We start from the raw sequence: 24,940 nt of genomic DNA on the forward strand, positions 1-24,940 counted from the left end.
GCGCTGCACGGTGCTGCGGGATGCTGGGAGGTCGCATAGCCATGAAGCCACCTGTGGAAACGAAAGAACAGCCTACTATCCGCAGTGTGCTAGTGCACTGAATCCGAGGAATCGGATGTGATGCGTCGAGTTGGATCAGCGAAGGTCCATTTCAGCGGTTTTGGGTTTTTGTTGTACTGGCGGATGTAGCGCATGAGCTTCTTATCGAGGTCTTTGACTGAGGAGAAAACCCCGCGTGTGATGACATCACGCTGGATGCGGGCGAACCAGTTCTCGACCTGGTTCAGCCATGACGAGTAGGTGGGGGTGTAGTGCATATGAACGCGGGGGTACTCGGCCAGGAACGCATGCACGAGCGGCGTCTTGTGGCTGCTGACGTTATCGCAGATGACATGGATGTCCCGGCCGTTGGACTGACTGGCGACAACCTCTTCGAGGAAGGTCACGAACTGCTCGCTGGTGTGACGAGCTGCCGTTTTGCCCAGCACTTCGCCAGTGCCCGTATTGAGCGCGGCGAACAGGCTCAGTGTGCCATTACGCTTGTATTCGAATCCGTGGCTTTGCGCGCGTCCGGGTGCCAATGCAAGCATCCGGTCCTTGCGGTCCAGCGCCTGGATCGCGGTCTTTTCGTCCACGCAGAAGACCACCGCGTGCGCAGGCGGGTCCAGGTACAGGCCGATCACGTCTGCGGCCTTGGTCTCAAACTCCGGGTCGTTGGAGACCATGTGGGTGTCCAACCGATGCGGACGCACGCCGTGTTTGCGCCAAATGCGCTGGACGGCCGAGAACGACACATTGCCCAGCTCGGCAGCCAGCTTGCGACTGCTCCAGTGCGTCGAACCGTCCTTGGGCTTGTGCTTGAGCGTGCGGTTGAGCACACGCGCTTCCAGCTTGGCCGTCGGTATCTTCGGCGCACGCCCAGGATGCACCGACACCAGCCCGGCCAGTCCTTGCGCCTCAAACGCCGCCGTCCACTTCGAGACGAATGCGTCGTTGCAGGCAAGCTTAGTGCGTATGTGGACTCGACGTTCTCCATCGCTCCAAAGCACAACACACCGCGCGCGGCGCACCAAAGCGGCGTTGCCGTGACGCTTGCGCATCACCGCCTCCAATTCAGCACGCTGTTGGATCGTCAACTTCGTTCTTTGCATGACACACTACCTGGGGATCATGCATCCGATTTCAATGATTCAGTGGACTAGTGGTAGTGCGGAACCGTCGTGGAGCGGCTCAACGCATGGCGGCTGTGTTGGTGGTCTGCCAAAAATCCCGTGCAGTCGCCGGATAGGTTTCCACACCATCGGCCCAAGTCTTTGCAGTATCCCGATCACTACCCATTACATGCTCTCAGTCGAAGACGCCATCAGTAGGTTTTGGTGTAGGCGAGAACCAGATCGCTACGGAAATCGCTGTTAGGGTTGCCTGGCTCCGGTAACACCCTCGTCTGTACAAATGCCTTCATATACACATTGATAGTGCGGTCGTTCACTTCCAGGATGATATCCGGAGGGATATCGGCCTTCAGGATCGGCGGCAACTGCTCCTGCGGCACTTTGTGCAGCACTACCTTGTCCTTGAAGATGGCACCGAGGTCGACCAGCGCATGATGTGGCTGGCCATCCTTGGAGCGCCAGGTCACCTCAGCGGGAGGAGGGAAGTTCGGGAAGTTGCGAATGCCGATCGTATTGGCTTTAAGATTGCCAGGGTAGACGTCACCCAGCGAAGCCGATGAAATTCGCTTCTCATCTTCGGGAAAATTGGCTGCATACCTGCCGTCGTATAGCACCTTGCAGCCATAGGTGTCGTAACACATCGCCCCGAACGCGTGGTTGCTAAATGGAATCGGCTTGCGGGTATCAATATGCACGATGTTATGCGCATCGACCGGGATATTCTCAATCAGATGGGTGGCGGATGAATCGTTGGCAGGCGTGTTCACGCGTGAACATCCAGTCAGAGGGTGGGCAAAGACAGCGCACAACAGCAAGGGAAGCGCTGCACGGTGCTGCGGGATGCTAGGAGGTCGCATAGCCATGAAGCCACCTGTTTGAAGGGAACAGTAGCCTAGTGCAGCTTGCTTTCCGGCATGTGTTCAGCACACGCGGTTGCCCTTGTATTGCTGTGACCTGCCAGGCGTTACGTGGCAGTTCGCTCCCTCGCTTCCATCTGTGGGCCATCGCTATAGCTCAGGCCACCATCGAGGTTGCGGATCAAGGCGTCGTGCTGAGTGCCTATGCCTAAAACGGAGTAGCTGCCGATGTTCTCAACGCCGTCACGCATTACAGTCTGCACCTGATCATCCAGAGTGCCGATATGCTCGGGCTCCTTGCACTTGATCATTGCCGGTACCATCGAAGCCTGCCGCGCACAAGCAGGTGTAGGGATTCTTTTTGCTGACGGCCCAGTACCTCTACAGCACGTCCTGCCGATCGAACTGGGGGTGCGGATGGAGTCGTTCGGCATCATCCGCCGGCGCGATTACATTCTTCCGCCGGGCGCTGAGCGCATTTTGCAGGCGTTGCGCACTACTGCCAGACGTTTGTATCCCGCGTTGCGCGGGCCGGAATCCCGTACGTAACCGGGCTCTTCCATTCGTATTCCCTCACGGAATACTGGCCTGTGAATTTTTCATTGGTTGACGGTGGTGCGCACGCCTATATGTGTGCACCAGATCCCATGCTGAAGCGTACGTGAAGTCGGGCGGGTGATCGGTGGCCAAGCCGCCATGGAGTGAGCGGGTGGAGCGGGCGTCAGCGCCCGACCCCCACATGATCCTGCGGGTCGTTCGCATCATGCGACACCGCGACAACCTGTCTTCAGTCGTCTTGCGTCCTGGGAGGGATTCAGATGCATCAGTTTTCAAGCCATGCCCCGGCAGGTACGGGCGTGCGCGCGCGTCGTACCCCACGTCTGCATCATTCCGCCATGGCCATCAGCATCGGTTTGCTGCTTGCCGCACCGGTGTATGCACAGCAGGCGCAATCGTCCCAGAAGGCGTCTTCCAGTACCGCTGGCAGCAGCGCGGTGGACCTGGACACGGTGGAAGTGCGCGGTGTGCGCGCCAGCCTGATCAAGTCGCAGGTGATCAAGCGCGATTCCACCCAGATCGTGGATTCGGTCAGCGCCGAAGACATCGGTGCGTTGCCCGACCGCAGCGTCACCGAAACCCTGCAGCGCGTCAGCGGTGTGACCATCGACCACTTCGCCGCGCGCAGCGACCCGGATCACTTCTCGGCCGAAGGCAGTGGCGTGATGATCCGCGGCCTGACCCAGGTACGCGGCGAGCTCAATGGGCGCGACATCTTCAGCGCCGCCAGCGGCCGTGGCCTGAGCTTCGAAGACGTGCCGGCCGAGTTGATGGCCGGTGTGGACGTCTACAAGAATCCCTCGGCAGAAATCATCGAAGGCGGCCTGGGCGGCACGGTCAACCTGCGTACGCGCATGCCGTTCGACAACCCGGGGCGCATCGTCGGCGGCAATGTCGATTACAACTACGGCGACATGAGCAAGACGTACAAGCCGTCGGCCTCGTTCCTGTTCAGTGATCGCTGGCAGACCGGCATCGGCGAAATGGGCTTCATGATCGATATCGCCCATTCGGAGCTGGCGACCCGCTCGGACGGTATCCAGGTCGAGCCGTATGTGCGCCGCACCGACGACGCCGTGCTGGCCGGCAGCGGGCGCAGCGAAGTGTTCGTGCCGGGCGGGGTGAACTGGCGCCAGCTGGATTTCGAACGCAAGCGCGACGGCATTGCGGCCGCGTTCCAGTGGAAGCCGAGCGATCAGACCGAGATCTACGCGCAATACCTGCGCTCGCGCTACGACATGAACTGGCAGGAGCGCGCCGCGTTCTTCAACGACAGCAACAACAGCATCAGCCCGGCGCCGGGCACCACCTTCGAATACGACGACAACGGCGTGTTCCAGCGCGGATCGCCGGTGTCCAACTCGTGGCGCGGGCTGCTCACCGGCGATGGCGTGCGCTTCAATACCGACAACCGCTATTCCGAGCAGCGCACCACCACCTCGGACCTGTCGGTGGGTTTCAGCCACTATTTCAACGACAACCTGCAGATCAAGGGCGACGTGCAGCTGGTGCAGTCGGAGAACGACCAGCTGGATTTCACCGTGTTCAGTGCGACCTATCTGCCTGGGCTGACCTATGACGTGTCGGGCAAGTATCCGAGCGTGCAGATCGCCAACCAGGGCTTCACCCAGGACCCGTCCAATTACTTCTGGGCGGCGGCGATGGATCACCTGGGGCATAACCGCGGGCGGCAGCTGTCCACGCGGGTGGATCTGGAATACACCTTCCAGGACAGCAGCTGGTTGCGCTTCATGCGCTTCGGTATGCGCGCCACCGACCGCAACCAGACCAACAAGAACTCCGGTTACAACTGGGGCGTGCTGTCGGACAACTGGGCGGCCATTCCTGGCAGCGCGAACGGCTTGGCCAACATGTCGCAGTACCTGCCCAACGAGTCGTCGCAGTTCACCTTTTCCGACTTCTTCCGTGGCGGCGTGAACGTGCCCACCACCCTGGTGGTGCCCAACGGCAGCCTGGTCACCAACTACCGGCGCGCCTCGCAGCTGCTGCAGCAGCAGATCGTGGCGCTGCGTGGCTCTGGCTGGGCGCCGGACCAGTACCAGCCGCAGGACACCAACCGTCAGTTCGAACGTACCCAGGCGGCGTACGCGGCGCTGTACTTCGGCAATGACGAGGCCTTGGGCGTGCCGGTGGACGGCAATATCGGCGTGCGCCTCGTGCAGACCAAGACCCAGGCCGAAGGTTTCGGCCAGTTCCAGAATCTGGCCGGGCTCAATGTCTCGCCGGAATTGCAGGCCCGCTATACCGGCCAGTATTTCGACAACAACTCGCAGGGCAGCTACACCAACGTGCTGCCGAGCCTGAACCTGCGCTTCCGCTTCACCGACACGCTGCAGTGGCGTATTGCCGCCTCCAAGGCGATGGCGCGCCCGGATTACACCCAGCTGCAGCCCTTCGTGCTGTTGAACGTGGAAACCGACGACGCCGGCAACGCCACCAACTTCGTTGGCACCGCGGGCAATCCGACCCTCAAGCCGATGACCGCCAACCAGTTCGATACCGCGCTGGAGTGGTACTTCGACACTAGCGACATGCTGTACACCACGCTGTTCTACAAGAAGGTCAAGGACTACTTCTCCACCCAGACCCGCAGCGAGACCTACGACAACCGGCAGTGGCTGGTGACCCGGCCCTACAACACCGACGAGGGCACCATTCGCGGCGCCGAAGTGGGCTACACGCAGTTCTTCGACGAACTGCCGGGCTGGATGAGCGGGTTCGGCATCAATGCCAACTTCACCTTCGTCGACAGCAAGGGCGGGGCCAACACCGCCATCGACCCGTACACCCGCACCACGGTGGAAGGCGTCGAGCTGCCGCTGGAAGGTCTGTCGCGGCGCAGCTACAACCTGGCCGGCATCTACGAGAAGGGCCCGTTGTCGTTGCGGCTGGCCTACAACTGGCGCTCGCGCTACCTGCTGACCACCAGCGACGCGGCTACCCGGTTGCCGACCTGGGCCGACGACTACTGCCAGCTGGACGGCTCGTTCTTCTACCGCTTCAACGAACACCTGCAATTGGGTATCCAGGCCAACAACCTGACCAATACCGAGACCAAGGTATTGATGGGGCCGACCTCGTATGAGGGGGGCGAGGTGGATACGCGGCTGTACACCCGCAGCCAGTTCGTCAACGACCGGCGCTACTCGCTGGTGCTGCGCATGAATTGGTAAGTGCGGGCGATCACGCCGGCAGCGTGCGCGGGCTCGCAGAGTTGAGCCCGCCATGTCCAGCTCGGTCGCTTGGCCCCGCAATGCCAGAGCGGCCGGGTTTCCTGGTGTTGCTATAGCTTTAATGTATACCCTTCCAGGAATATTTCATTGGTGTGGCGTGATGGCTGCGCCCTATGCTCCGGCCGCAGCCGCCAGGTACGCCTCTTCGGGATTACCACGCATCCAGTCAGCCCCGGCCCTTGCCGTGGCCGGATGCCAGGCCAGCAACAACGACGGGCAGGGCGTTCGCGCACCGGCTCGCTAAAAACAAGCAGTACATGCGTCCTGGGAGGGAGCACCATGTCAGTGCAACATCGCCACATTCCGGCAGGCCGGGCTGTGGGTCAGCGTTCAATCCGTGATTTCCGCCGCTCCGTGATGGCCATCAGTGTGGCCACGCTGCTGAGCGCGCAGGCTTATGCGCAGGATGCGACCACCACTGCCGCACCGGCGTCGGATGCGACCACCCAGCAGCTGGACACGGTGCAGGTCACCGGCACCCGCAGCAGCGTCACCAAGGCGCAGCTGGTCAAGCAGAACGCCGAGCAGATCGTCGATTCCATCGTTGCCGAAGACATCGGCAAGCTGCCCGACAACAACGTCGCCGAGGCGCTGCAGCGCATCTCCGGCATCCAGATTTCGCGCAACTACGGCGAAGGCAGCTCGATCGCCATCCGCGGCCTGACCCAGGTGCGCACCGAGCTCAATGGCCGCGACATCTTCACCGCCAACGACGGCCGTGGCCTGAGCTTCGAAGATGTCTCGGCCGAGTTGCTTGGCGGCGTCAACGTGTACAAGAACCCGTCCGCCGACATGATCGAAGGTGGCCTGGGCGGCACCGTCGACCTGCGCACGCGCCTGCCGTTCGACTATGAAGGCCGCAAGATTGCCGGCAGCGTCCAGTACAACTATTACGACCTGGCCGACGACGGCAAGCCGGCGTTCTCGGGCCTGTTCAGCGACCGCTGGCAGACCGGCATCGGCGAGATCGGCATCCTGGTGAACTACTCGCAGCAGAAGAGCCCGTTCCGCCAGGACACCATCTCGATCGAGCCGTGGTACACCCAGACCGACCTGCCGGGCTATGAAGGCCAGGAAATCTCGGTGCCGCACGGTGCCGGTATCAACACCACCGTCGGTGAGCGCGAGCGCAAGACCGGCGCGTTTGCGATGCAGTGGCGTCCGAACGATTCGGTGGAGGTCTATACGCAGGTACTGCGTTCGGACTACGACTTCAGCTGGCACGACTATTCGTTCTTCGCGTTGACCGGCGCCAACCCGATGCAGGGCACGCCCGGCATCCAGGTCAACGACCGCAACGAGTTCGTCAACGGCACCTTCCAGAACGTGCCGGCCGACTCCAACACCAGCCTGACCGAGCGTCATTCGGTGACCACCGATTACTCGCTGGGCGCCAAGTGGACGGTCAACGAAAAGCTGACCCTGAGCACCGACTTCCAGTATGTCGATGCCACCACCACCGGCACGCGCTACATTGTGGCCACCGGCTTGAACAACACGCCGTTCTTCAACGTCGACTTCCGTGGCGACCTGCCCAAGTTGTCGGTGACCGACGCCAGCGGCGCCGAAGGCTTCCTGGCCGACCAGAACAACTACAACGGCTGGCGCTGGCACCTTGACAACAAGGATGACAACACGGGCACCGAGTTCGCCTGGCGTTCGGACATGGATCTGGCGTTCGACAGCGATTTCGTGCGCAGCTTCAAGGCCGGTGTGCGTTACACCGACCGCGATGCCGAGACCAAGGGGGGCGTGTTCCGCTTCATGTGCATCAACGGCTGCGCGGGCACGCCGTTCTCGCAGTTCCCCACCGTGGGCGTGGTAACCAACCCGATCACCGATTTCTTCCGCGGCGAGAGCAGCACCTTCGGCCCGACGCTGACCGCTTCCGATGCGGCCGTGGCCAACTACGAGCAGACGCTGGCCACCTTCGGCGGCACGCCCCTGGAGTTTGCGCCCAACAACATCAACACGCAGAACGAGAAGACCTACGCGGCCTACGGCGTGCTGCGCTTCGGCGTGGATGGCGACATCCCGTTCGACGGCAACATCGGCGTGCGCGTGGTGCGTACTGAGGTGAGTTCCATTGGTGTGCGTACCGGAACTGCTGGCGAAGGCGGTGGCTTGATTCCGGTGAGTGCGCAACAAACCTACACCGACGTCCTACCAAGCTTGAATCTGCGTTGGATGCTAAGCGATCAGTTGCAATGGCGCTTTGCTGCCTCACGCGGCATTTCGCGACCCACATTCGATCGGCTCAATCCTAATTTGACGTTGAGTAGCGGAACCTCCAATACAGGTACCGCAACGCGCACCGGCACTGCTGGTAATCCTGAGTTGGAGCCGGTCAAAGCCGACCAATTCGACACCGCGCTGGAGTGGTACTTCGGCCAGGGCTCGATGATGTACGGCACCTTGTTCTATAAAAAGGTCGAAGGCTTCATCGCCAATGCAGTTTTTAATGAGGACTATCTCGACGAGAACGGCAGCCCTGTTCCTTGGCAGATCACCCGTCCGGTCAACGGCGATGCCGGCAAGATCCGCGGTGCCGAACTGGGCTACACGCAGTTCTTCGATTTCCTGCCGGGCTGGCTGAGCGGCTTCGGCCTGCAGACCAACTACACCTATGTCGACAGCGAGGCGCCGAGCCCCACTGCCACCGACACCAACGGGCAGGCGCTGACGGTGCCGCTGGAAGGCCTGTCCAAGAACAGCTACAACGCGATCCTCAGCTACGAAACCGCGCGCTTCCAGGGCCGTGTGGCCTACAACTGGCGCAGCGACTGGCTGGTGACCACCGCAGGCAACGGCACCGGCAACCTGCCGGTCTACAACAAGGGCTTCGGCCAGCTGGATGCCTCGCTGCGTTTCAACATCAATGACACCTGGTCGATCTCGCTGGATGGCGTGAATCTGCTCGATACCCGCCGCGAGAGCTATCTGGGTAACGAGTCGCGCTACCGCGACTTTGTGATCAACGATCGTCGGTATGGCCTGACCTTGCGGGCCAGCCTGTAGAACGCGCCGTAGGAAGTGCGTCTCCGGTCCGGCGAGCTGTGCAGGCAGCTCGTTGGGCCGGTGTTTTTCCTATCGATGGCCAGGCCATCGATCGCGAAGGGAGCCGGAGGAATGATCGCCATGATCGATCCGCCTACTAAGCGCCGTCTTTCCGCAGCAGACGCATGCCAGGCCACGCTGGCCCTGATGCTGCTGTTGCTCTCCGCCACGTCCTGGGTGCGTGCGGCCGAGCCCGCCACGCAGGGTCCGTATCACTGGCGTAGCGTCGCCATTGGCGGTGGCGGTTTTGTCACCGGCGTGCTGTTTCATCCCGCCGAACGCGATCTTGCCTATGCCCGTACCGATGTCGGTGGTGCGTACCGCTGGGATGCGCAGGCGCAGCAGTGGGTGGCACTGACCGATTGGTTGGGTGCCGACGACTGGAATCTGATCGGGATCGATGCCTTTGCCGTCGATCCTGCCGACCCGAGCGCGCTGTATCTGGCCGCGGGTACCTATATGCACGAACGCGCCGGCAATGCAGCCCTGCTGCGCTCGTTCGACCGCGGCCGCAGTTTCGAGCGCGCCGATCTGCCGTTCAAGCTCGGTGGCAATCAATTGGGCCGCGCCAATGGCGAGCGGCTGGCGGTGGACCCGCACGATGGCCGTGTGGTGTTGCTGGGCTCACGTGATGCAGGCCTGTGGCGCAGCGACGATCGCGGCGCGCACTGGGCGCGGGTGGACGCATTTCCTGCCGATGCACTGGCTGGCGCCACAGCGCGCAACCATGTCGGACGCGAGCAGGCGGTGGGGATCGCCTTTGTCGTGTTCGATCCCGCCAGCGGCCGCGCTGGCAACCCGACACCGCGCATCTATGTGGGCGTTTCCACTGCGCAAACCAGTCTGTATGTTTCCGAAGATGCCGGCCGCAGCTGGTCGGCGGTGGCCGGGCAACCTGGGGGGTTGCGTCCCAGTCACATGGTCGGTGGCAGCGACGGGCAGTGGTATCTGAGTTATGGCGACCAGCCCGGCCCGGACCTGATGGCCGGCGGCGCGTTGTGGAAATACACCTCGGCGCAACGCCGTTGGCGCGAGATCAGCCCGATCCCGCAACCGGCCAGTGGCGATGGTTTCGGCTGGGGTGCAGTGGCGGTGGATCCGCAGCAGCCGCAGGTGTTGCTGGCCAGCACCTTCCGCCGCCGTAGCCCGCGCGATGAGCTGTTCCGTAGCAGCGATGGCGGGCGCAGCTGGACACCGTTGCTGGCGGGCGCGCAGTTCGATCACAGCGCAGCGCCGTGGACCGCGCAGGCCACGCCACACTGGATGGGCGCGCTGGCGATCGATCCGTTCGACAGCAACCACGCGCTGTTCGTCACCGGCTACGGCATCTGGGCCTCGCGCAACCTGCAGGATTTCGCTGCGCGCCAGCAGCCATTGCAGTGGTGGTTCCAGGACCGTGGGCTGGAAGAAACCGTGCCGCTGGATCTGCTGAGCCCGATGGCCGGGGCGCATCTGCTCAGTGCGCTGGGCGATATCGATGGCTTCCGCCACGACGACCTGGACAGCGCGCAGCTGCAATATGCAGGCCCGCGTCTGACCAATGGTGAGAGCATCGATGCTGCGGGCCAGGCGCCGCAGTGGGTGGTGCGCAGCGGCACCGTGCGCGATCGCCGCAACAACGAGATCCGCGCGCTGTATTCGCAGGATGGCGGCATGCACTGGGCCGCCCTCGCCAGCGAGCCACCGGGCGGGCAGGGCGCCGGCACGATTGCCATCGCGGCCGACGCGTCGCACGTGGTGTGGGCGCCGGAACACGGCGGCCATTGGCGTACCGTCGATTTAGGCAAGCACTGGTTGCGCGTGCAGGGGCTGACCGCTACCGCGGTTGCGGTGGCCGACCGCGTCGATGCGCAGCGCTGGTACGCGGCCGATCGCGTGAGCGGGCATCTGTACGAGAGCCGCGATGGCGCGGCCAGCTTTCGCGATACCGGGCAGCAGGTCGGCAGCCCGGCACGCGATGAACGCGCGCGCCCGCAACTGCGGCCCGACCCTTGGCATGCGGGCGTGGTGTATCTGGCCAGCCCGACCCTGGGCGTGATGCGCTGGCAGAACGGCCAATTGCGCTCGCTCTCCAAGCCGGACGAAGCGCGCTCGCTGGGCATCGGCAAGCCGCTGCGCGCGGGCGCGCCACCGGCCCTGTATCTGGCCGGGCGCGTGGAAGGCGTGGATGGCATCTTCCGCTCCGATGACGAGGGCGCCCACTGGCTGCGCATCAATGACGACGCGCATCGCTTCGGCAGGCCGTATAGCGTGACCGGCGACCCGCGTATTGCTGGCCGCGTGTATTTCGCCACCGGCGGCCGTGGCATCTTCTATGGCGACCCACGATGAGCGCTGCATGCCTGCGCGCGTCATCGCGCTGGCCTACTGTGTACGGCGGCGCATGCCGTCGCCTTGCTGCGCGCCGATTGGCTGCGCCGACTCTGGAGATCACTGCATGACCGTTTCTTTCGTTTGTCGTAGCTGCTTGCTGGGCCTGGTGCTGGCCAGCCCGGCCGCGTGGGCATTACCGACACTGCCACTGCTGTTCGCCGATGGCGCGGTGCTGCAGCGCGATCAACCGATGCCGGTGTGGGGTTGGGCGTCCCCGAATGCGGCGATCACCGTCAGCTTCGATGGCAAGCGCGCCACCACCAAGGCCGATGCGACAGGGCAATGGAAGGTCAAGCTGCCCGCGCACACAGCCGGTGGCCCCTACATGCTGCGTGTGCAAGGCGACGGTGGCGACGTGCAGGTGCGCGATGTGCTGGTCGGCGATGTGTGGCTGGCCAGCGGGCAATCGAATATGGAATGGCCGCTGGCCCAGGCCAGCGACGGTGCGCAGGCGGTGGCCGCGGCCAACGATGCGCAGCTGCGGCATTTCAAAGTGCCCAAGTCGTGGTCGGTGCAGCCGGAGGCACGCCTGACCGGCGGCGACTGGAAGGCGGCCACGCCGGCCAATGCCGGTGAATTCACTGCGGTTGGTTACTTTTTCGCCAAGGAGCTGCGTGCCAGCACCGGCGTGCCGATCGGTATCGTCAACAGCACCTGGGGCGGCAGTGCCATCGAAGCGTGGATGGATGCGGCGTCGCTGGGTTTGAATGCCACCCAGAATCAGGGCGCGATCGAAGCGATCAAGCAACGCGACGCTGCCGCGCAGGCCGCCACCGGCAAGCGCATCGCGCGCTGGCCCAAGGTCGATGGCGATATGCCGCAATGGCGCGAAGCGACGTTCGACGACAGCGATTGGGACAGCATCCCGACCACCCAACAATGGGAATCCAGCGGCTACGACGGCATGGACGGCATGGCCTGGTACCGCACCACGATGACCCTGAGCGCTGCCGAGGCCAAGGCCGGAGTATCGCTGGGCGTGGGCCAGATCGACGACTCGGACATCACCTACGTCAACGGCCAGCAGGTCGGCACGACCGAGAAGCAATGGAACCTGCCGCGCGTCTACCGCGTGCCGGCGTCCGCGTTGCATGCCGGTGTGAACCACATCGCGGTGCGCGTGGAAGACCTCAGCGGCGGTGGCGGCATGCATGGCCCGGACGAGCAGCGCTTCGTGCAGACCAATGCCGGCGACAAGCGCGCGTTGAGCGGGTGGAAGTTCCGTCCCGCCGCGGTGCGGGTGTCGTTGACCGACAACAAGAACCAGCTGCCCACGCTGCTGTACAACCAGATGATCCACCCGCTGCAGCCGTTCCCGGTCAAGGGCGTGATCTGGTACCAGGGCGAAACCGATGCCACCGACAGCGGTGCGGTGAAGTATCGCGAGCAGTTCGCGGCGATGATCCAGCAATGGCGCGCCGAACGCGGCGACAAGCAACTGCCGTTTTTGTGGGTGCAGCTGGCCAACTTCAAGGCCGGCGGCGACAAGGGTGAGCTCAGCCCGTGGGCGCTGTTGCGCGAGTCGCAGTCCAAGACCTTGGCACTGCCGGCGACCGGGCAGGCGGTGATCATCGATATCGGCAACCCCACCGACATTCACCCCACCAACAAGCGCGATGTCGGGCATCGCCTGGCGCTGGCCGCGCGTCATGTGGCCTACGGCGAAAGGCTGGTCTACAGCGCGCCGCTGTTCACGCAGGCACGTTTTGACGGCGGCAAGGCGGTGTTGCGCTTCGACCTGCAGGGCAGTGCGCTGCAGGTGCGTGGTGGCGGTGCGGTGCAGGGTTTCCGCATTGCCGGCGCCGATCAGCGCTTCCATCCGGCCACCGCGCAGATCGAAGGCGACCGCGTGACCGTGCGCAGCGATGCGGTAGCCGTACCGGTGGCGGTGCGCTACGGCTGGAGCGAGAACCCCGACGACGCCAACCTGATCAATCGCGACGCCCTTCCTGTTTCCCCCTTCCGCACCGATACCTGGTGACACGGAGTCTTATGTCCATGCATTCCCCCGTTACGCGTGTGATCCCTTCGTCCACTGCACGCCGTTGTTTGCGTCCGCTGCTGCTGTCTGCGTTGACGCTGGCACTGGCGGCCTGTCAGTCCGGCGAGCAGGACACCGCTGCAACATCCGCCGCAACCACGCCGGCCGCCAATACCGCCGCCACGCCGGCAAGCGGCGCAACAGCGCCGGCCGCGCAGACGCCGATGCCGCAGTTCGTCAGCAAGGACGGCAAGCATGCGTTGATGGTCGACGGCGCGCCGTTTTTGATCCTCGGCGCGCAGGTCAACAATTCCAGCAACTATCCGGGCGTGATGGACAAGGTGTGGCCGGCGATCCAGGTGCTGGGCCCCAACACCGTGCAGGTGCCGATCGCCTGGGAACAGGTGGAACCGGAAGAGGGCAAGTTCGATTTCTCCTTCGTCGACACGCTGCTCACCCAGGCGCGCGAACACAAGGTGCGCCTGGTGCTGCTGTGGTTTGCGACCTGGAAGAACAATGGCCCGGCCTATGCGCCGCTGTGGGTCAAGGCCGACAACCAGCGCTTCCCGCGTGTGGTGACGCGCGAAGGCAAGTCGATCGGCTCGCTGTCGCCGCATGCGCAGGCCACCCTGGATGCCGACCGCAAGGCGTTCGTCGCCTTCATGCAGCACCTGAAGAAGGTGGACCCGCAACGCACCGTGATCATGATCCAGCCGGAAAACGAGCCGGGCACCTACGGCAGCGTGCGCGACTTCTCGCCGATGGCGCAGAAGCTGTTCGACGGCCCGGTGCCGGAGGAACTGCTCAAGCGCCTGAACAAGCAGCCCGGCAGCTGGGCGCAGGTGTTCGGTGCCGATGCCGATGAATTCTTCCATGCCTGGTCGATCGGCCGTTACATCGACCAGGTGACCGAAGCCGGCAAGGCCGAATATCCGTTGCCGATGTACGTCAACGCCGCGCTGCGTGGCCCGTTCAATCCGGGCCAGCCCGGCCAGTACGCCAGCGGCGGCCCCACCGACAACGTGCTCGATGTGTGGAAGGCCGCCGGCCCGCATATCGACCTGCTGGCGCCGGACATCTACATGCCCGAATACCGCATGTACACCACGGTGCTGGAGCGCTACGCGCGGCCGGACAATGCCTTGTTCGTCGCCGAAACCGGCAACCGCCCCGAGTACGCGCGCTACCTGTTCCCGACCTTGGGCCACGACGGCATCGGCTGGTCGGCGTTCGGCATGGATTACACGCGCTATTCCAACTACCCGTTGGGTGCCAAGCACGTCAACGAAGAAACCCTGGCACCGTTTGCGCTGGGCTTTGATCTGGTCAAGCGCGGCATGCGCCCGTTCGCCAAGGCCGCGTCCGAAGGCAAGCTGCACGGCACCGCCGAAGAACCCGGCCAGGCCGTGCAGGAGCTCAAGCTCAACGACCGCTGGAGCGCCACCGTCACTTACGGTGTGCCGCAGTTCTGGTTCAAGGGCGAGCCGCCGGGCAACCCCGAGCCGATCGGTGCTGCGCTGATCGCCGAGCTGGGCCCGGACGAGTTCCTGGTCACCGGCTACCACGCGCGCGTGACCCTGCACCCGGCCAGCGAAGCGACCGCCAACATGATTTACGACCGCGTCGAAGAGGGCGTTTACGAAGGCAATGACTGGAAATTCGAGCGCAACTGGAATGGCGACCAGACCGACTACGGTGTCAATTTCTCCAGCGCCCCGCAGCTGCTCAAGATCAAGCTCGCCACCTACAAATAAGCAGAAAAAAACAGAAACCCATGCGCTGCCGCCCCCGCGGCAGCGCCTCGCAATTCAAAGGGAGTGACCATGCAAACCACCATCCGTTCCGCCGGCACCGTGCCTGCCAACCGGCGTACACCGCTGGCCCATTGCCTGGCGTTGTCGCTGGCCCTGCTGGCCAACGCCGCGCATGCGCAGGAAGTGCGCAAGGCCGCCGATGGCGTCACCGTGGTGCCGAGCGCCAAGGGCGCCGCACCGGTGCGCCTGCAGGTGGTCGATAGCGGCATCATCCGCGTCAGCGCGGACCCGGACGGCGACTTCGCCCGCAGCCCCAGCTTGATGCGCGTGCCGGTGCAGGGCGACACCGCCTTCCAGGTGGCCGAGCAGGGCGACAGCGTGCAGCTGAAGACCGGCAAGGTCACCGCCACCGTCTCCACTGTCGATGGCCATGTCAGCTTTGCCGATGCCAATGGCAAGCCGGTGCTGGCCGAAGTGGCCGGCGGGCGCAGCTTTGCCCCGCTCAAAGTGGAAGGCAAGCAGTACCTGAGCGTGCGTCAGCGCTTCCAGTCGCCCGATGACGAAGCGCTGTACGGCTTCGGCCAGCACCAGCAGGGCTGGATGAATCAGAAGGGCCGCAACGTCGAGTTGCAGCAGAACAACATCGACATGGCGGTGCCGTACCTGGTGTCCAGCCGCAACTACGGCCTGCTGTGGGACAACAACTCCATCAGCCGCCTGGGCGACCCGCGTGGCCTGCAGCCGTTGCCGAAGACGCTGAAGTTGTATGACGCCAAGGGCAAGGCCGGTGCGCTGACCGCGCGCTACGCCATCAATGGCAAGCAGATCGTCGAGCGCCGCGAGAGCGAGGTGAACTACCAGTACATCAGCGACCTGACCAAGTACCCGAAGAAGGCGATCACCAAGGACAAGAACAGCCGCATGCAGGTCACCTGGGAGGGCGAGATCGAAGCGCTCACCGGTGGCGAGCACACCTTCTCGCTGTATTCGAGCGAATATGCCAAGTTGTATGTGGACGGCAAGCTGGTGGTCGACCGCTGGCGCCAGAACTGGAATCCGTGGAATCACGAGTTCAAGCTCGATCTTGAGCCGGGCACGCGCCACACCGTCAAGATCGAGTGGGACCTGATCGACCCCAGCTACATCGCGCTGCTGCACCGCGACCCGCTGCCAGCTGCCGAGGCAAAGGACCTGTCGCTATGGTCCGAAGCCGGCCAGATGATCGACTATTACTTCGTGTCCGCCGATTCGTACGACCAGGCCGTGGCCGGCTATCGCGAACTCACCGGCAAGTCGGTGATGCTGCCCAAGTGGGCCTACGGCTTCTGGCAGAGCCGTGAGCGCTACAAGAGCCAGGACGAGCTGGTCGGCGCAGTGGCCGAGTACCGCAAGCGCAAGCTGTCGCTGGACAACATCGTGCTCGATTGGTCGTACTGGCCCGAAAACGCCTGGGGCTCGCACGATTTCGACCCGAAGCATTTCCCGGATCCGGATGGCATGGTCAAGGCCGTGCATGACATGCACGCCCAGATCATGATTTCGATCTGGCCCAAGTTCTATCCCACCACCGCCAACTACAAGGAACTGGATGCCGCCGGTTTCATGTACAAGCGCAACGTGGAAGTGGGCGAGCTGGACTGGATCGGCAAGGGCTACAAGAATTCGTTCTACGACCCGTATTCGGAAAAGGCCCAGGCCATCTACTGGCGCCAGATCAACGAAAAGCTCAACAGCAAGGGCTTCGATGCGTGGTGGATGGACGCCGACGAGCCGGACGTGCATTCCAACCTGGACATCGCCGAGCGCAAGGCACGCACCACGCCGAACGCGCTGGGCTCGTCCACCGAGTACTTCAACTCCTACCCGCTGCCGCATACGCACGGCGTGTATGCGGGCGACCGTGCGGCCGACGACAAGCGCGTGTTCATCCTTTCGCGCAAGGGCTATGCCGGCACCCAGCGCAATGCGGTGGCGGTGTGGAGCGGCGATATCGTCTCGCGTTGGGACGACATGCACGACCAGATTTCTGCCGGCGTGAACATGGCGCTGTCGGGCCTGCCCAACTGGACCTTCGACATCGGCGGCTTTGCAGTGGAGAAGCGCTACGAGAACCAGGACCCGGCGCATCTGCCGGAATGGCGCGAGCTCAATACGCGCTGGTTCCAGTTCGGTGCGTTCGTGCCGATCTTCCGCTCGCACGGCCAGTTCCCGTATCGCGAGATCTGGAACATCGCCCCCGAAGGCACGCCGTTCTACGACAGCATGGCCTACTACAACCGCCTGCGTTACGCGTTGCTGCCGTACATCTACAGCCTGGCCGGCGATACCTACCAGCGCGATGGCGTGATCATGCGCGGCATGATGATGGACTTCCCCAACGACGCGAAGGCGCGCGACATCAACGACCAGTACCTGTTCGGCCCGGCGTTCCTGGTCGCACCGGTGACCCGCTTCGGCGCCACCTCGCGGCAGGTGTATCTGCCGGCCGGCACCAGCTGGCTGGATTTCGCCACCGGCAAGCGCTACGAGGGCGGCCAGAGCATCGAAGCTGCCGCGCCGATCGAACGCATGCCGCTGTTCGTGCGTGCCGGCTCCATCGTGCCGACCGGCCCGGTGCAGGAGTACGTGGACCAGATCCCGGATGCGCCGCTCACCGTGGTGGTCTACACCGGTGCCGATGGCCAGTTCTCGCTGTATGAGGACGATGGCAAGGGCTACGGCTACGAGAAGGGCGAGTTCAGCCGCATTCCGCTGGCCTGGAACCAGGCCAAGGGCGAGCTGAGCATCGGCAAGCGCGAAGGCAGCTGGACCGGCATGCAAGCCAAACGCACCATCAACGTGCGCTTCGTCGATGGCCCGCGCGACGACGCCGGCGCACTTGCGCCCAAGACCGACACCAGCATCCAGTACGACGGCAAGCCGGTCAGCGTGTTGCAGCGCAAGATTGCGTCTGGCAAAGCACGTCGTCGATGATTGCAGGTTGTGGTCAGTCGATGAGCAAGCAGATGCCGGAACGCCGCAAGGCAGTCGCGGGCGGTTCCGGTGATGCAGCACGGCGGTGGCCGTGCTGACCCGTCGTGAACTGTGCAAGGCAACCGGGGCCGCGCTTGCGGTCCTGGGTGCTGCACAGGCGGCGGGCCCTGCAAAGGCCGGCGGTTTGCCAGCGGTGGCGCCCGCCGATGCCTTGCAGCTGTGGTATCGCGAACCGGCCAGCGAATGGGTGGAGGCCTTGCCGGTGGGCAATGGCCGTCTGGGTGCGATGGTGTGGGGCGGCATCGCCCACGAGCGCCTGCAACTCAACGAAGACACCTTGTATGCAGGCGGGCCCTACGATTCCACCAACCCGGAGGGATTGGCGGCGTTGCCGCAGGTGCGCGCGCTGATCTTCGCCGGGCGCTATGCCCAGGCCGAGCAACTGGCCGATGCCAAGCTGCTCTCGCGCCCGCTCAAGCAGATGCCGTATCAACCGCTGGGCGATCTGCTGCTGGATTTCGATCGTGCCGATGGCATCAGCGAGTACCGGCGTCAGCTGGATCTGGATACCGCCGTGGCCACCACCACGTTCCGCTCCGGCGGCGCGGTGCACACGCGCGAGGTGTTCGTCTCGGCGCAATCGCACTGCATTGTGGTGCGCTTGTCGTGCGACCGGCCACGCGCGATTTCCCTGCGCGTGGGCATCGACAGCCCGCAAAGCGGCGAGGTCACCGCGGAGCAGGGCGGGCTGCTGTTCAGTGGCCGCAACGGCAGCTTCGCCGGCATCGAAGGCAAGCTGCGGTTTGCCTTGCGGGTATTGCCGCAGGTGAAGGGCGGCACGGTTACCGCGTTGCGCGACCGTCTGCGCATCGAAGCGGCCGATGAAGTGGTGCTGCTGCTCACCGCCGCCACCAGTTACCAACGCTTCGATGCGGTCGATGGCGAACCGCTTGCATTGACCGCAGCAAGTTTGAAAAAAGCCGCCAAGCTGGATTTCCCGGCGCTGTTGCGTGCGCATCTGGCCGATCATCAACGCCTGTTCCGGCGTGTGGCAATCGACCTGGGCAGCAGCGACGCGGCAAGCCTGCCCACCGGCGAACGCGTGCAACGCTTCGCAGGCGGCAACGATCCGGCACTGGCCGCGCTGTATCACCAATACGGCCGTTACCTGTTGATCTGCAGTTCGCGGCCCGGCACCCAGCCGGCCAACCTGCAGGGCATCTGGAACGACCTGATGCAGCCGCCGTGGGAAAGCAAGTACACCATCAACATCAACACCGAGATGAACTACTGGCCCAGCGAGGCCAACGCGCTGCACGAGTGCGTTGAACCGCTGGAATCCATGCTGTTCGATCTGGCCAAGACCGGCGCGCACACCGCAAGAGCGCTCTACGACGCGCCCGGTTGGGTGGTGCACAACAACACCGATCTGTGGCGCCAGGCCGGCCCGATCGATGGCGCCAAGTGGAGCCTGTGGCCGATGGGCGGGGTGTGGTTGCTGCAGCAGCTGTGGGACCGCTGGGATTACGGCCGCGACCGCGCCTATCTGGGCAAGATCTATCCGCTGTTCAAGGGCGCGGCGGAGTTCTTCGCTGCCACCCTGGTGCGCGACCCGCAAACGGGCGCAATGGTCACCAACCCCTCGATCTCGCCGGAAAACCAGCACCCGTTCGGCGCGGCGGTGTGTGCCGGGCCCACCATGGATGCGCAGCTGTTGCGTGATCTGTTCGCGCAGTGCATCGCCATGAGCAAGCTGCTCGATGTGGATGCGGATTTCGCCCGGCAGCTGACCACGCTGCGCGAGCAGTTGCCGCCCAACCGCATCGGCAAGGCCGGCCAATTGCAGGAGTGGCAGCAGGATTGGGACATGCAGGCGCCGGAGATGCAGCACCGGCATGTTTCGCATCTGTATGCCCTGCATCCGTCCAGCCAGATCAACTTGCGCGATACGCCCGAGCTGGCCGCCGCCGCCAAGCGCACGCTCGAAATCCGTGGCGACAACACCACCGGCTGGGGCATCGGTTGGCGTTTGAACCTGTGGGCGCGGCTGGCCGATGGCGAGCATGCGTATCGCATCCTGCAATTGCTGATCTCGCCCGAGCGCACCTACCCGAATCTGTTCGACGCGCATCCGCCGTTCCAGATCGACGGCAATTTCGGCGGCACCGCCGGCATCACCGAAATGCTGTTGCAAAGCTGGGGCGGCAGCGTGTTTTTGCTGCCCGCATTGCCCGGCGCCTGGCCGCGCGGCAGCGTGCGCGGTCTGCGTGTGCGCGGCGGTGCCAGCGTCGATCTGGAATGGGATGGCGGTCGCTTGCAGCAGGCACGGGTGCACAGCGATCGTGGCGGGCGTTATCAACTGTCCTACGCAGGGCAGACCCTGGACCTGGAACTGGGCGCAGGCCGCACCCAGCAGGTGGGACTCAACAACAACCGATTGGTGAAGCAATGAGCTTGTACGTAGGATTGGACGTGGGCACGCAGAGCGTCAAGCTGGTGGCCTACGACGCGCAGGACCGCGCCGTGGTCGCCACCATCGCAGCGCCGATGGAGCTGATCAGCCGCGACGACGGCACCCGCGAGCAACAGGCGCAGTGGTGGATCGACGGCATCGTGCGTTGCTTTGCGCAGCTCGATGGCGAGCAGCGTGCGCGCGTGCGCGGCATTTCCGTGTCCGGCCAGCAGCACGGCTTTGTGCCGGTGGCCGCCGATGGCAGCGTCACCGCACCGGTCAAGCTGTGGTGCGACACCAGCACCGCGCTGGAATGCGACGAGATCATGGATGCGGTCGGCGGTGCGGCAGGCAGTGTCGCAACCGCAGGCAACCCGATCATGGCCGGCTATACCGCCTCCAAGTTGCCGTGGACGCGCAAGCACCGTCCCGAGGCGTACGCCGCAATGACCACGGTGATGCTGCCGCACGACTACATCAATTTCTGGCTCACCGGCGAGCGCTTTGCCGAAGTCGGCGATGCCTCCGGCACCGGCTGGCTGGATGTGCGCACGCGCCAATGGTCCGAGCGCATGCTCGGCGCGGTGGATGCGCAGCGCGACCTGCGTGAGGCATTGCCGCCACTGGTGGAAACCGGCGCGGTCTACCCATTGTCCGATGCCGCGGCCGAGGCACTGAACCTGCCGGCCGGCGTACGCGTCACCACCGGCGGTGGCGACAACATGATGGCTGCCATCGGTACCGGCAACGTGGTGCCGGGCCGCCTGACCATGAGCCTGGGCACCAGCGGCACCTTGTTCGCCTACGCCGATCACCCGGTGGTGGATGATGACGCACGCTGGGCGGCGTTCTGCTCGTCCAGCGGCGGCTGGCTGCCGTTGATCTGCACGATGAATTGCACCGTCGCCACCGAAGCGGTGATGCGCATGTTCGCCATCACCCGCGAGCAGACCGAAGCGATGATCGCCGACACCGCGCCGGGCGCCGATGGCCTGGTGTTGCTGCCGTTCTTCAACGGCGAGCGCACGCCCAACTTGCCCGATGCACGTGGCTGCCTGTTCGGTATGGATCTGCACAACACCACCGCTGCGCATTTCTATCGTGCCGCGATGGAAGGGGCGACCTACAGCCTGCGCAACGGCTTCGACGCCTTCGTGGCGGCCGGCCTGCAGTTCGACACCATCCTGCTCACCGGCGGCGGCAGCAAGAGCGCGCAATGGCGGCAGATGGTGGCCGACGTGTTCAACCTGCAGGTCGTGGTGCCGACCCAGCCCGAAGGTGCGGCCTTCGGTGCGGCGCTGCAGGCCCTGTGGGCCTGCGACCGCGACGATGGTGGTGATGCCGCGCTGTCGGACGTGGTGCTGGAGCACCTGCAGGTGGACGATGCGCTTGCCGCGCAGCCCGACCCGCAGCGCGTGGCCCAGTATCAGCAGCACTACCAGACTTTTCTCAAGCACCTGCAGGTCGTCAGCCCGCTCTACGCCGGCTGAGCGACACGCCTTTTTCTACAACTCCCCCAGCAGCAAGGACATCACACCCCATGAGCAACACCGTTTACATCGGCGCCAAGGAATATTTCCCCGGCATCGGCAAGATCGGCTTCGAAGGCCGCGACTCCGACAACCCGCTCGCGTTCAAGGTCTACGACGCCAACAAGAAAATCGGCGACAAGACCATGGCCGAGCATCTGCGCTTTGCCGTGGCTTATTGGCACAGCTTCTGCGGTAACGGTGCCGATCCGTTCGGTCCGGGCACGCGCGCGCATCCGTGGGATATCGGCAACAGCGCGCTCGATCGTGCCGAAGCCAAGGCCGATGCCGCGTTCGAATTCTTCACCAAGCTCGGCGTGCCGTATTACTGCTTCCACGACATCGACCTGTCGCCGGATGCCGACGATATTGGTGAGTACGAGCGCAACCTCACCCACATGGTCGGTATCGCCAAGCAGCGCCAGGCCGACACCGGCGTCAAGCTGCTGTGGGGCACCGCCAACCTGTTCTCGCACCCGCGCTACATGAATGGTGCGTCCACCAACCCGGACTTCAACGTGGTGGCGCGTGCCGCCGTACAGGTCAAGGCCGCGATCGATGCCACCGTTGAATTGGGCGGCGAAAACTACGTGTTCTGGGGTGGCCGCGAAGGCTATGCGTGTTTGCACAACACCCAGATGAAGCGCGAGCAGGACAACATGGCGCGCTTCCTCACCCTGGCACGCGACTATGGCCGCGCGATCGGCTTCACCGGCAACTTCCTGATCGAGCCCAAGCCCATGGAGCCGATGAAGCACCAGTACGACTTCGACAGCGCCACGGTGATCGGTTTCCTGCGTCAGCACGGCCTGGACCAGGATTTCAAACTCAATATCGAAGCCAACCACGCCACGCTGTCCGGTCACAGCTTCGAGCACGACCTGCAGGTCGCCTCCGACGCCGGCCTGCTGGGCAGCATCGACGCCAACCGCGGCAACCCGCAGAACGGCTGGGATACCGACCAGTTCCCGACCGACCTGTACGACACCGTCGGCGCGATGCTGGTGGTGCTGCGCCAGGGCGGGCTGGCACCGGGCGGGTTGAATTTCGATGCCAAGGTGCGCCGCGAATCGTCCGACCCGCAGGATCTGTTCCTGGCCCACATCGGTGGCATGGACGCGTTCGCACGCGGGCTGGAGGTGGCCAACGCATTGCTGACGTCTTCGCCGTTGGAGCAGTGGCGCGCCGAGCGTTACGCCAGCTTCGACAACGGCGCCGGTGCAGACTTTGCCAACGGCACCAGCACGCTGGTGGATGTGGCCAAGCACGCCGCCGGCAATGCGCCCAAGCAACTCAGCGGCCGCCAGGAAGCCTACGAAAACCTGATCAATCAGTATCTGACGCGTTGATGTCCCGTGGCCGGCGGCGCACTGCGCGTCGTCGGCCGATGTCGGCCACCCCCGTGGCCGCTCCTTTGCATGCTTCCAGGTGAACCCATGTCCAGTGTCTCCGTAAACGGCGCCCCCGATGCCGGTGAGAACACCCGTTTTATCGTCCTGATCAGTTGCGTAGCCACGATCGGCGGATTCTTGTTCGGTTTCGATAGCGGCGTGATCAACGGCACTGTCGACGGCCTGAAGCAGACCTTCAATTCCAGCGCCGCCGAGACCGGGTTCGAGGTCGCCTCGATGCTGCTGGGTTGCGCCATCGGCGCCTTCTTTGCCGGCCGCCTGGCCGACCGCTGGGGCCGCCGCGCGGTCCTGATCATTTCTGCGGCGCTGTTCCTGCTCTCGGCCATCGGTGCCGGTGCCTCGCACAGCTCCGGCTTCTTCATCTTTGCGCGCGTGATGGGCGGCTTTGCCGTCGGCGCGGCAAGTGTCATTTCGCCGGCGTATATCGCCGAGGTTGCTTCGGCGCGCTATCGCGGCCGGCTCGCCACGATGCAGCAGATCGCCATCATCAGCGGGCTGTTCTGCGCGTTCCTGAGCAATTACCTGCTGGCCAACGCCGCTGGCGCGTCCACCGAGCCGCTATGGGGCGGGCAGGCCGCATGGCGCTGGATGTTCTGGATGCAGGCGATTCCGTCGCTGGCATTTTTGCTGCTGCTGCTGGTCATCCCGGAAAGCCCGCGTTATCTGGTGGTCAAGGGCCGTCGCGAGCAGGCGCTGGTGGTGCTCAAGCGCCTGTACGGTAACGCGGCTGCGCAGACCAAGCTGAGCGAAATCTCCGGCTCCATGTCGGCCGACCAGCACAAGCCCAAGTTCTCCGACCTGATCAACAAGGCCACCGGCAAGGTGCGCCCGATCGTCTGGATCGGCGTCGGCCTGGCGGTGTTCCAGCAGCTGGTCGGCATCAACGTGGTGTTCTATTACGGCGCGGTGTTGTGGCAGGCGGTCGGCTTCTCCGAACAGGACGCCTTGCTGATCAACGTGCTCTCCGGCGGCCTCAGCATTGGCGCCTGCCTGGTCACGGTGATGCTGGTCGACAAGATCGGCCGCAAGCCGCTGCTGTGGATCGGCTCGGCAGGCATGGCCGTCTCCCTGGCCCTGGTGACCTACGCGTTCGCCACCGCCTCGCTGGACCCCAACGGCAAGCTCGCCATGACCGACGCGATGGGCATGCTCGCGCTGGTCGCCGCCAACGTCTACGTGGTGTTCTTCAACGCCTCGTGGGGCCCGGTGATGTGGGTGATGCTGGGCGAAATGTTCCCCAACCAGATCCGCGGCTCGGGCCTGGCCATCGCCGGTGCCGCGCAGTGGACCTCCAACTTCGCCATCACCGTCAGCTTCCCGATCCTGCTCGGCAGCATTGGTTTGGCCGGCGCATACGGCATCTATACGGTCGCCGCCTTCATCTCGGTGTTCTTCGTCCTCAAGTACGTCTACGAGACCAAGGGCAAGGAACTGGAACAAATGGAGGGCTGATCGCCTCTGTATGCCGATATCGGCATGGAAAACGAAGAAGGCCGCGCACTGCGTGGCCTTTTTTGTACTTCGGAGTTGCTATCTCAGCAGCCTGCTACATCTCTTGGCGGCGCAAT

The 24,940-nt window shown here is 64.1% G+C and carries 13 protein-coding genes and 1 pseudogene; 11 read left to right on the plus strand and 3 right to left on the minus strand.

The window, feature by feature from the left end; translation table 11 throughout:
- Nucleotides 1-89 precede the first annotated feature (89 nt).
- The 3 genes from M3O59_RS08775 to M3O59_RS08785 all read right to left on the minus strand — a co-directional run bounded on the left by M3O59_RS08775 (nucleotide 90) and on the right by M3O59_RS08785 (nucleotide 2,340).
- Nucleotides 90-1,100 (minus strand): IS630 family transposase, encoded by a 1,011-nt coding sequence (locus M3O59_RS08775; RefSeq protein ID WP_082925906.1) that lies wholly within the window; start codon nucleotides 1,098-1,100, stop codon nucleotides 90-92.
- Nucleotides 1,101-1,363: 263 nt separating this feature from the next.
- Nucleotides 1,364-1,939, minus strand: coding sequence for a hypothetical protein (locus M3O59_RS08780; protein WP_116906275.1), 576 nt, complete (start codon nucleotides 1,937-1,939; stop codon nucleotides 1,364-1,366).
- Between the two features lie 197 nt (nucleotides 1,940-2,136).
- Entirely contained in the window at nucleotides 2,137-2,340 is a 204-nt protein-coding gene (locus M3O59_RS08785; RefSeq protein ID WP_147308522.1) for a hypothetical protein, read from the minus strand.
- A 79-nt stretch (nucleotides 2,341-2,419) separates the two neighbouring features.
- On the opposite strand from M3O59_RS08785, the pseudogene M3O59_RS08790 reads away from it, so the two are divergent.
- From M3O59_RS08790 to M3O59_RS08840, 11 genes and pseudogenes are all read left to right on the plus strand, one after another.
- Nucleotides 2,420-2,578, plus strand: a pseudogene (locus M3O59_RS08790) (galactose-binding protein); the annotation flags it as partial.
- Between the two features lie 269 nt (nucleotides 2,579-2,847).
- The gene (locus tag M3O59_RS08795) at nucleotides 2,848-5,781 is read left to right on the plus strand and encodes a TonB-dependent receptor (RefSeq protein WP_116906276.1); all 2,934 of its coding nucleotides are present in this window, start codon (nucleotides 2,848-2,850) and stop codon (nucleotides 5,779-5,781) included.
- Nucleotides 5,782-6,120: 339 nt separating this feature from the next.
- Nucleotides 6,121-8,859, plus strand: coding sequence for a TonB-dependent receptor (locus M3O59_RS08800; RefSeq protein WP_116906277.1), 2,739 nt, complete (start codon nucleotides 6,121-6,123; stop codon nucleotides 8,857-8,859).
- Between the two features lie 111 nt (nucleotides 8,860-8,970).
- Nucleotides 8,971-11,229 (plus strand): beta propeller repeat protein, encoded by a 2,259-nt coding sequence (locus M3O59_RS08805; RefSeq protein ID WP_116906278.1) that lies wholly within the window; start codon nucleotides 8,971-8,973, stop codon nucleotides 11,227-11,229.
- 106 nt (nucleotides 11,230-11,335) lie between these two features.
- Nucleotides 11,336-13,252 carry a sialate O-acetylesterase gene (locus tag M3O59_RS08810; RefSeq protein ID WP_116906279.1) on the plus strand — a complete coding sequence of 639 codons (1,917 nt, stop codon included), beginning with the start codon at nucleotides 11,336-11,338 and terminating at the stop codon, nucleotides 13,250-13,252.
- Between the two features lie 11 nt (nucleotides 13,253-13,263).
- Nucleotides 13,264-15,006, plus strand: coding sequence for a GH35 family beta-galactosidase GalD (gene galD, locus M3O59_RS08815; protein ID WP_181920602.1), 1,743 nt, complete (start codon nucleotides 13,264-13,266; stop codon nucleotides 15,004-15,006).
- A gap of 69 nt (nucleotides 15,007-15,075) precedes the next feature.
- The gene (locus M3O59_RS08820) at nucleotides 15,076-17,979 is read left to right on the plus strand and encodes a TIM-barrel domain-containing protein (protein WP_116906280.1); all 2,904 of its coding nucleotides are present in this window, start codon (nucleotides 15,076-15,078) and stop codon (nucleotides 17,977-17,979) included.
- 91 nt (nucleotides 17,980-18,070) lie between these two features.
- The gene (locus tag M3O59_RS08825) at nucleotides 18,071-20,431 is read left to right on the plus strand and encodes a glycoside hydrolase family 95 protein (protein WP_181920603.1); all 2,361 of its coding nucleotides are present in this window, start codon (nucleotides 18,071-18,073) and stop codon (nucleotides 20,429-20,431) included.
- A complete protein-coding gene (gene xylB / locus M3O59_RS08830; protein ID WP_116906282.1) occupies nucleotides 20,428-21,921 on the plus strand; it encodes a xylulokinase in 1,494 nt (497 codons plus the stop codon). Before M3O59_RS08825 ends, xylB begins: the two co-directional genes overlap by 4 nt.
- Nucleotides 21,922-21,971: 50 nt before the next feature.
- Complete coding sequence (gene xylA, locus M3O59_RS08835) at nucleotides 21,972-23,309, plus strand: xylose isomerase (protein ID WP_116906283.1); 1,338 nt, start codon at nucleotides 21,972-21,974, stop codon at nucleotides 23,307-23,309.
- 87 nt (nucleotides 23,310-23,396) lie between these two features.
- Complete coding sequence (locus tag M3O59_RS08840; protein ID WP_249047070.1) at nucleotides 23,397-24,824, plus strand: sugar porter family MFS transporter; 1,428 nt, start codon at nucleotides 23,397-23,399, stop codon at nucleotides 24,822-24,824.
- Nucleotides 24,825-24,940: the final 116 nt, after the last annotated feature.

The organism is Xanthomonas nasturtii (assembly GCF_023337365.3).
In the GTDB taxonomy this organism is placed as follows: Bacteria; Pseudomonadota; Gammaproteobacteria; order Xanthomonadales; family Xanthomonadaceae; genus Xanthomonas; species Xanthomonas nasturtii.

Bases quoted from the DNA above. Each gene is read 5' to 3' on its own strand.
- xylA (WP_116906283.1), top strand. From the start codon at position 21,972: ATGAGCAACACCGTTTACATCGGCGCCAAGGAATATTTCCCCGGCATC.
- M3O59_RS08840 (WP_249047070.1), top strand. From the start codon at position 23,397: ATGTCCAGTGTCTCCGTAAACGGCGCCCCCGATGCCGGTGAGAACACC.
- galD (WP_181920602.1), top strand. From the start codon at position 13,264: ATGTCCATGCATTCCCCCGTTACGCGTGTGATCCCTTCGTCCACTGCA.
- M3O59_RS08785 (WP_147308522.1), bottom strand. From the start codon at position 2,340: ATGATCAAGTGCAAGGAGCCCGAGCATATCGGCACTCTGGATGATCAG.
- M3O59_RS08810 (WP_116906279.1), top strand. From the start codon at position 11,336: ATGACCGTTTCTTTCGTTTGTCGTAGCTGCTTGCTGGGCCTGGTGCTG.
- M3O59_RS08800 (WP_116906277.1), top strand. From the start codon at position 6,121: ATGTCAGTGCAACATCGCCACATTCCGGCAGGCCGGGCTGTGGGTCAG.
- M3O59_RS08805 (WP_116906278.1), top strand. From the start codon at position 8,971: ATGATCGCCATGATCGATCCGCCTACTAAGCGCCGTCTTTCCGCAGCA.
- M3O59_RS08775 (WP_082925906.1), bottom strand. From the start codon at position 1,100: ATGCGCAAGCGTCACGGCAACGCCGCTTTGGTGCGCCGCGCGCGGTGT.
- xylB (WP_116906282.1), top strand. From the start codon at position 20,428: ATGAGCTTGTACGTAGGATTGGACGTGGGCACGCAGAGCGTCAAGCTG.
- M3O59_RS08820 (WP_116906280.1), top strand. From the start codon at position 15,076: ATGCAAACCACCATCCGTTCCGCCGGCACCGTGCCTGCCAACCGGCGT.
- M3O59_RS08795 (WP_116906276.1), top strand. From the start codon at position 2,848: ATGCATCAGTTTTCAAGCCATGCCCCGGCAGGTACGGGCGTGCGCGCG.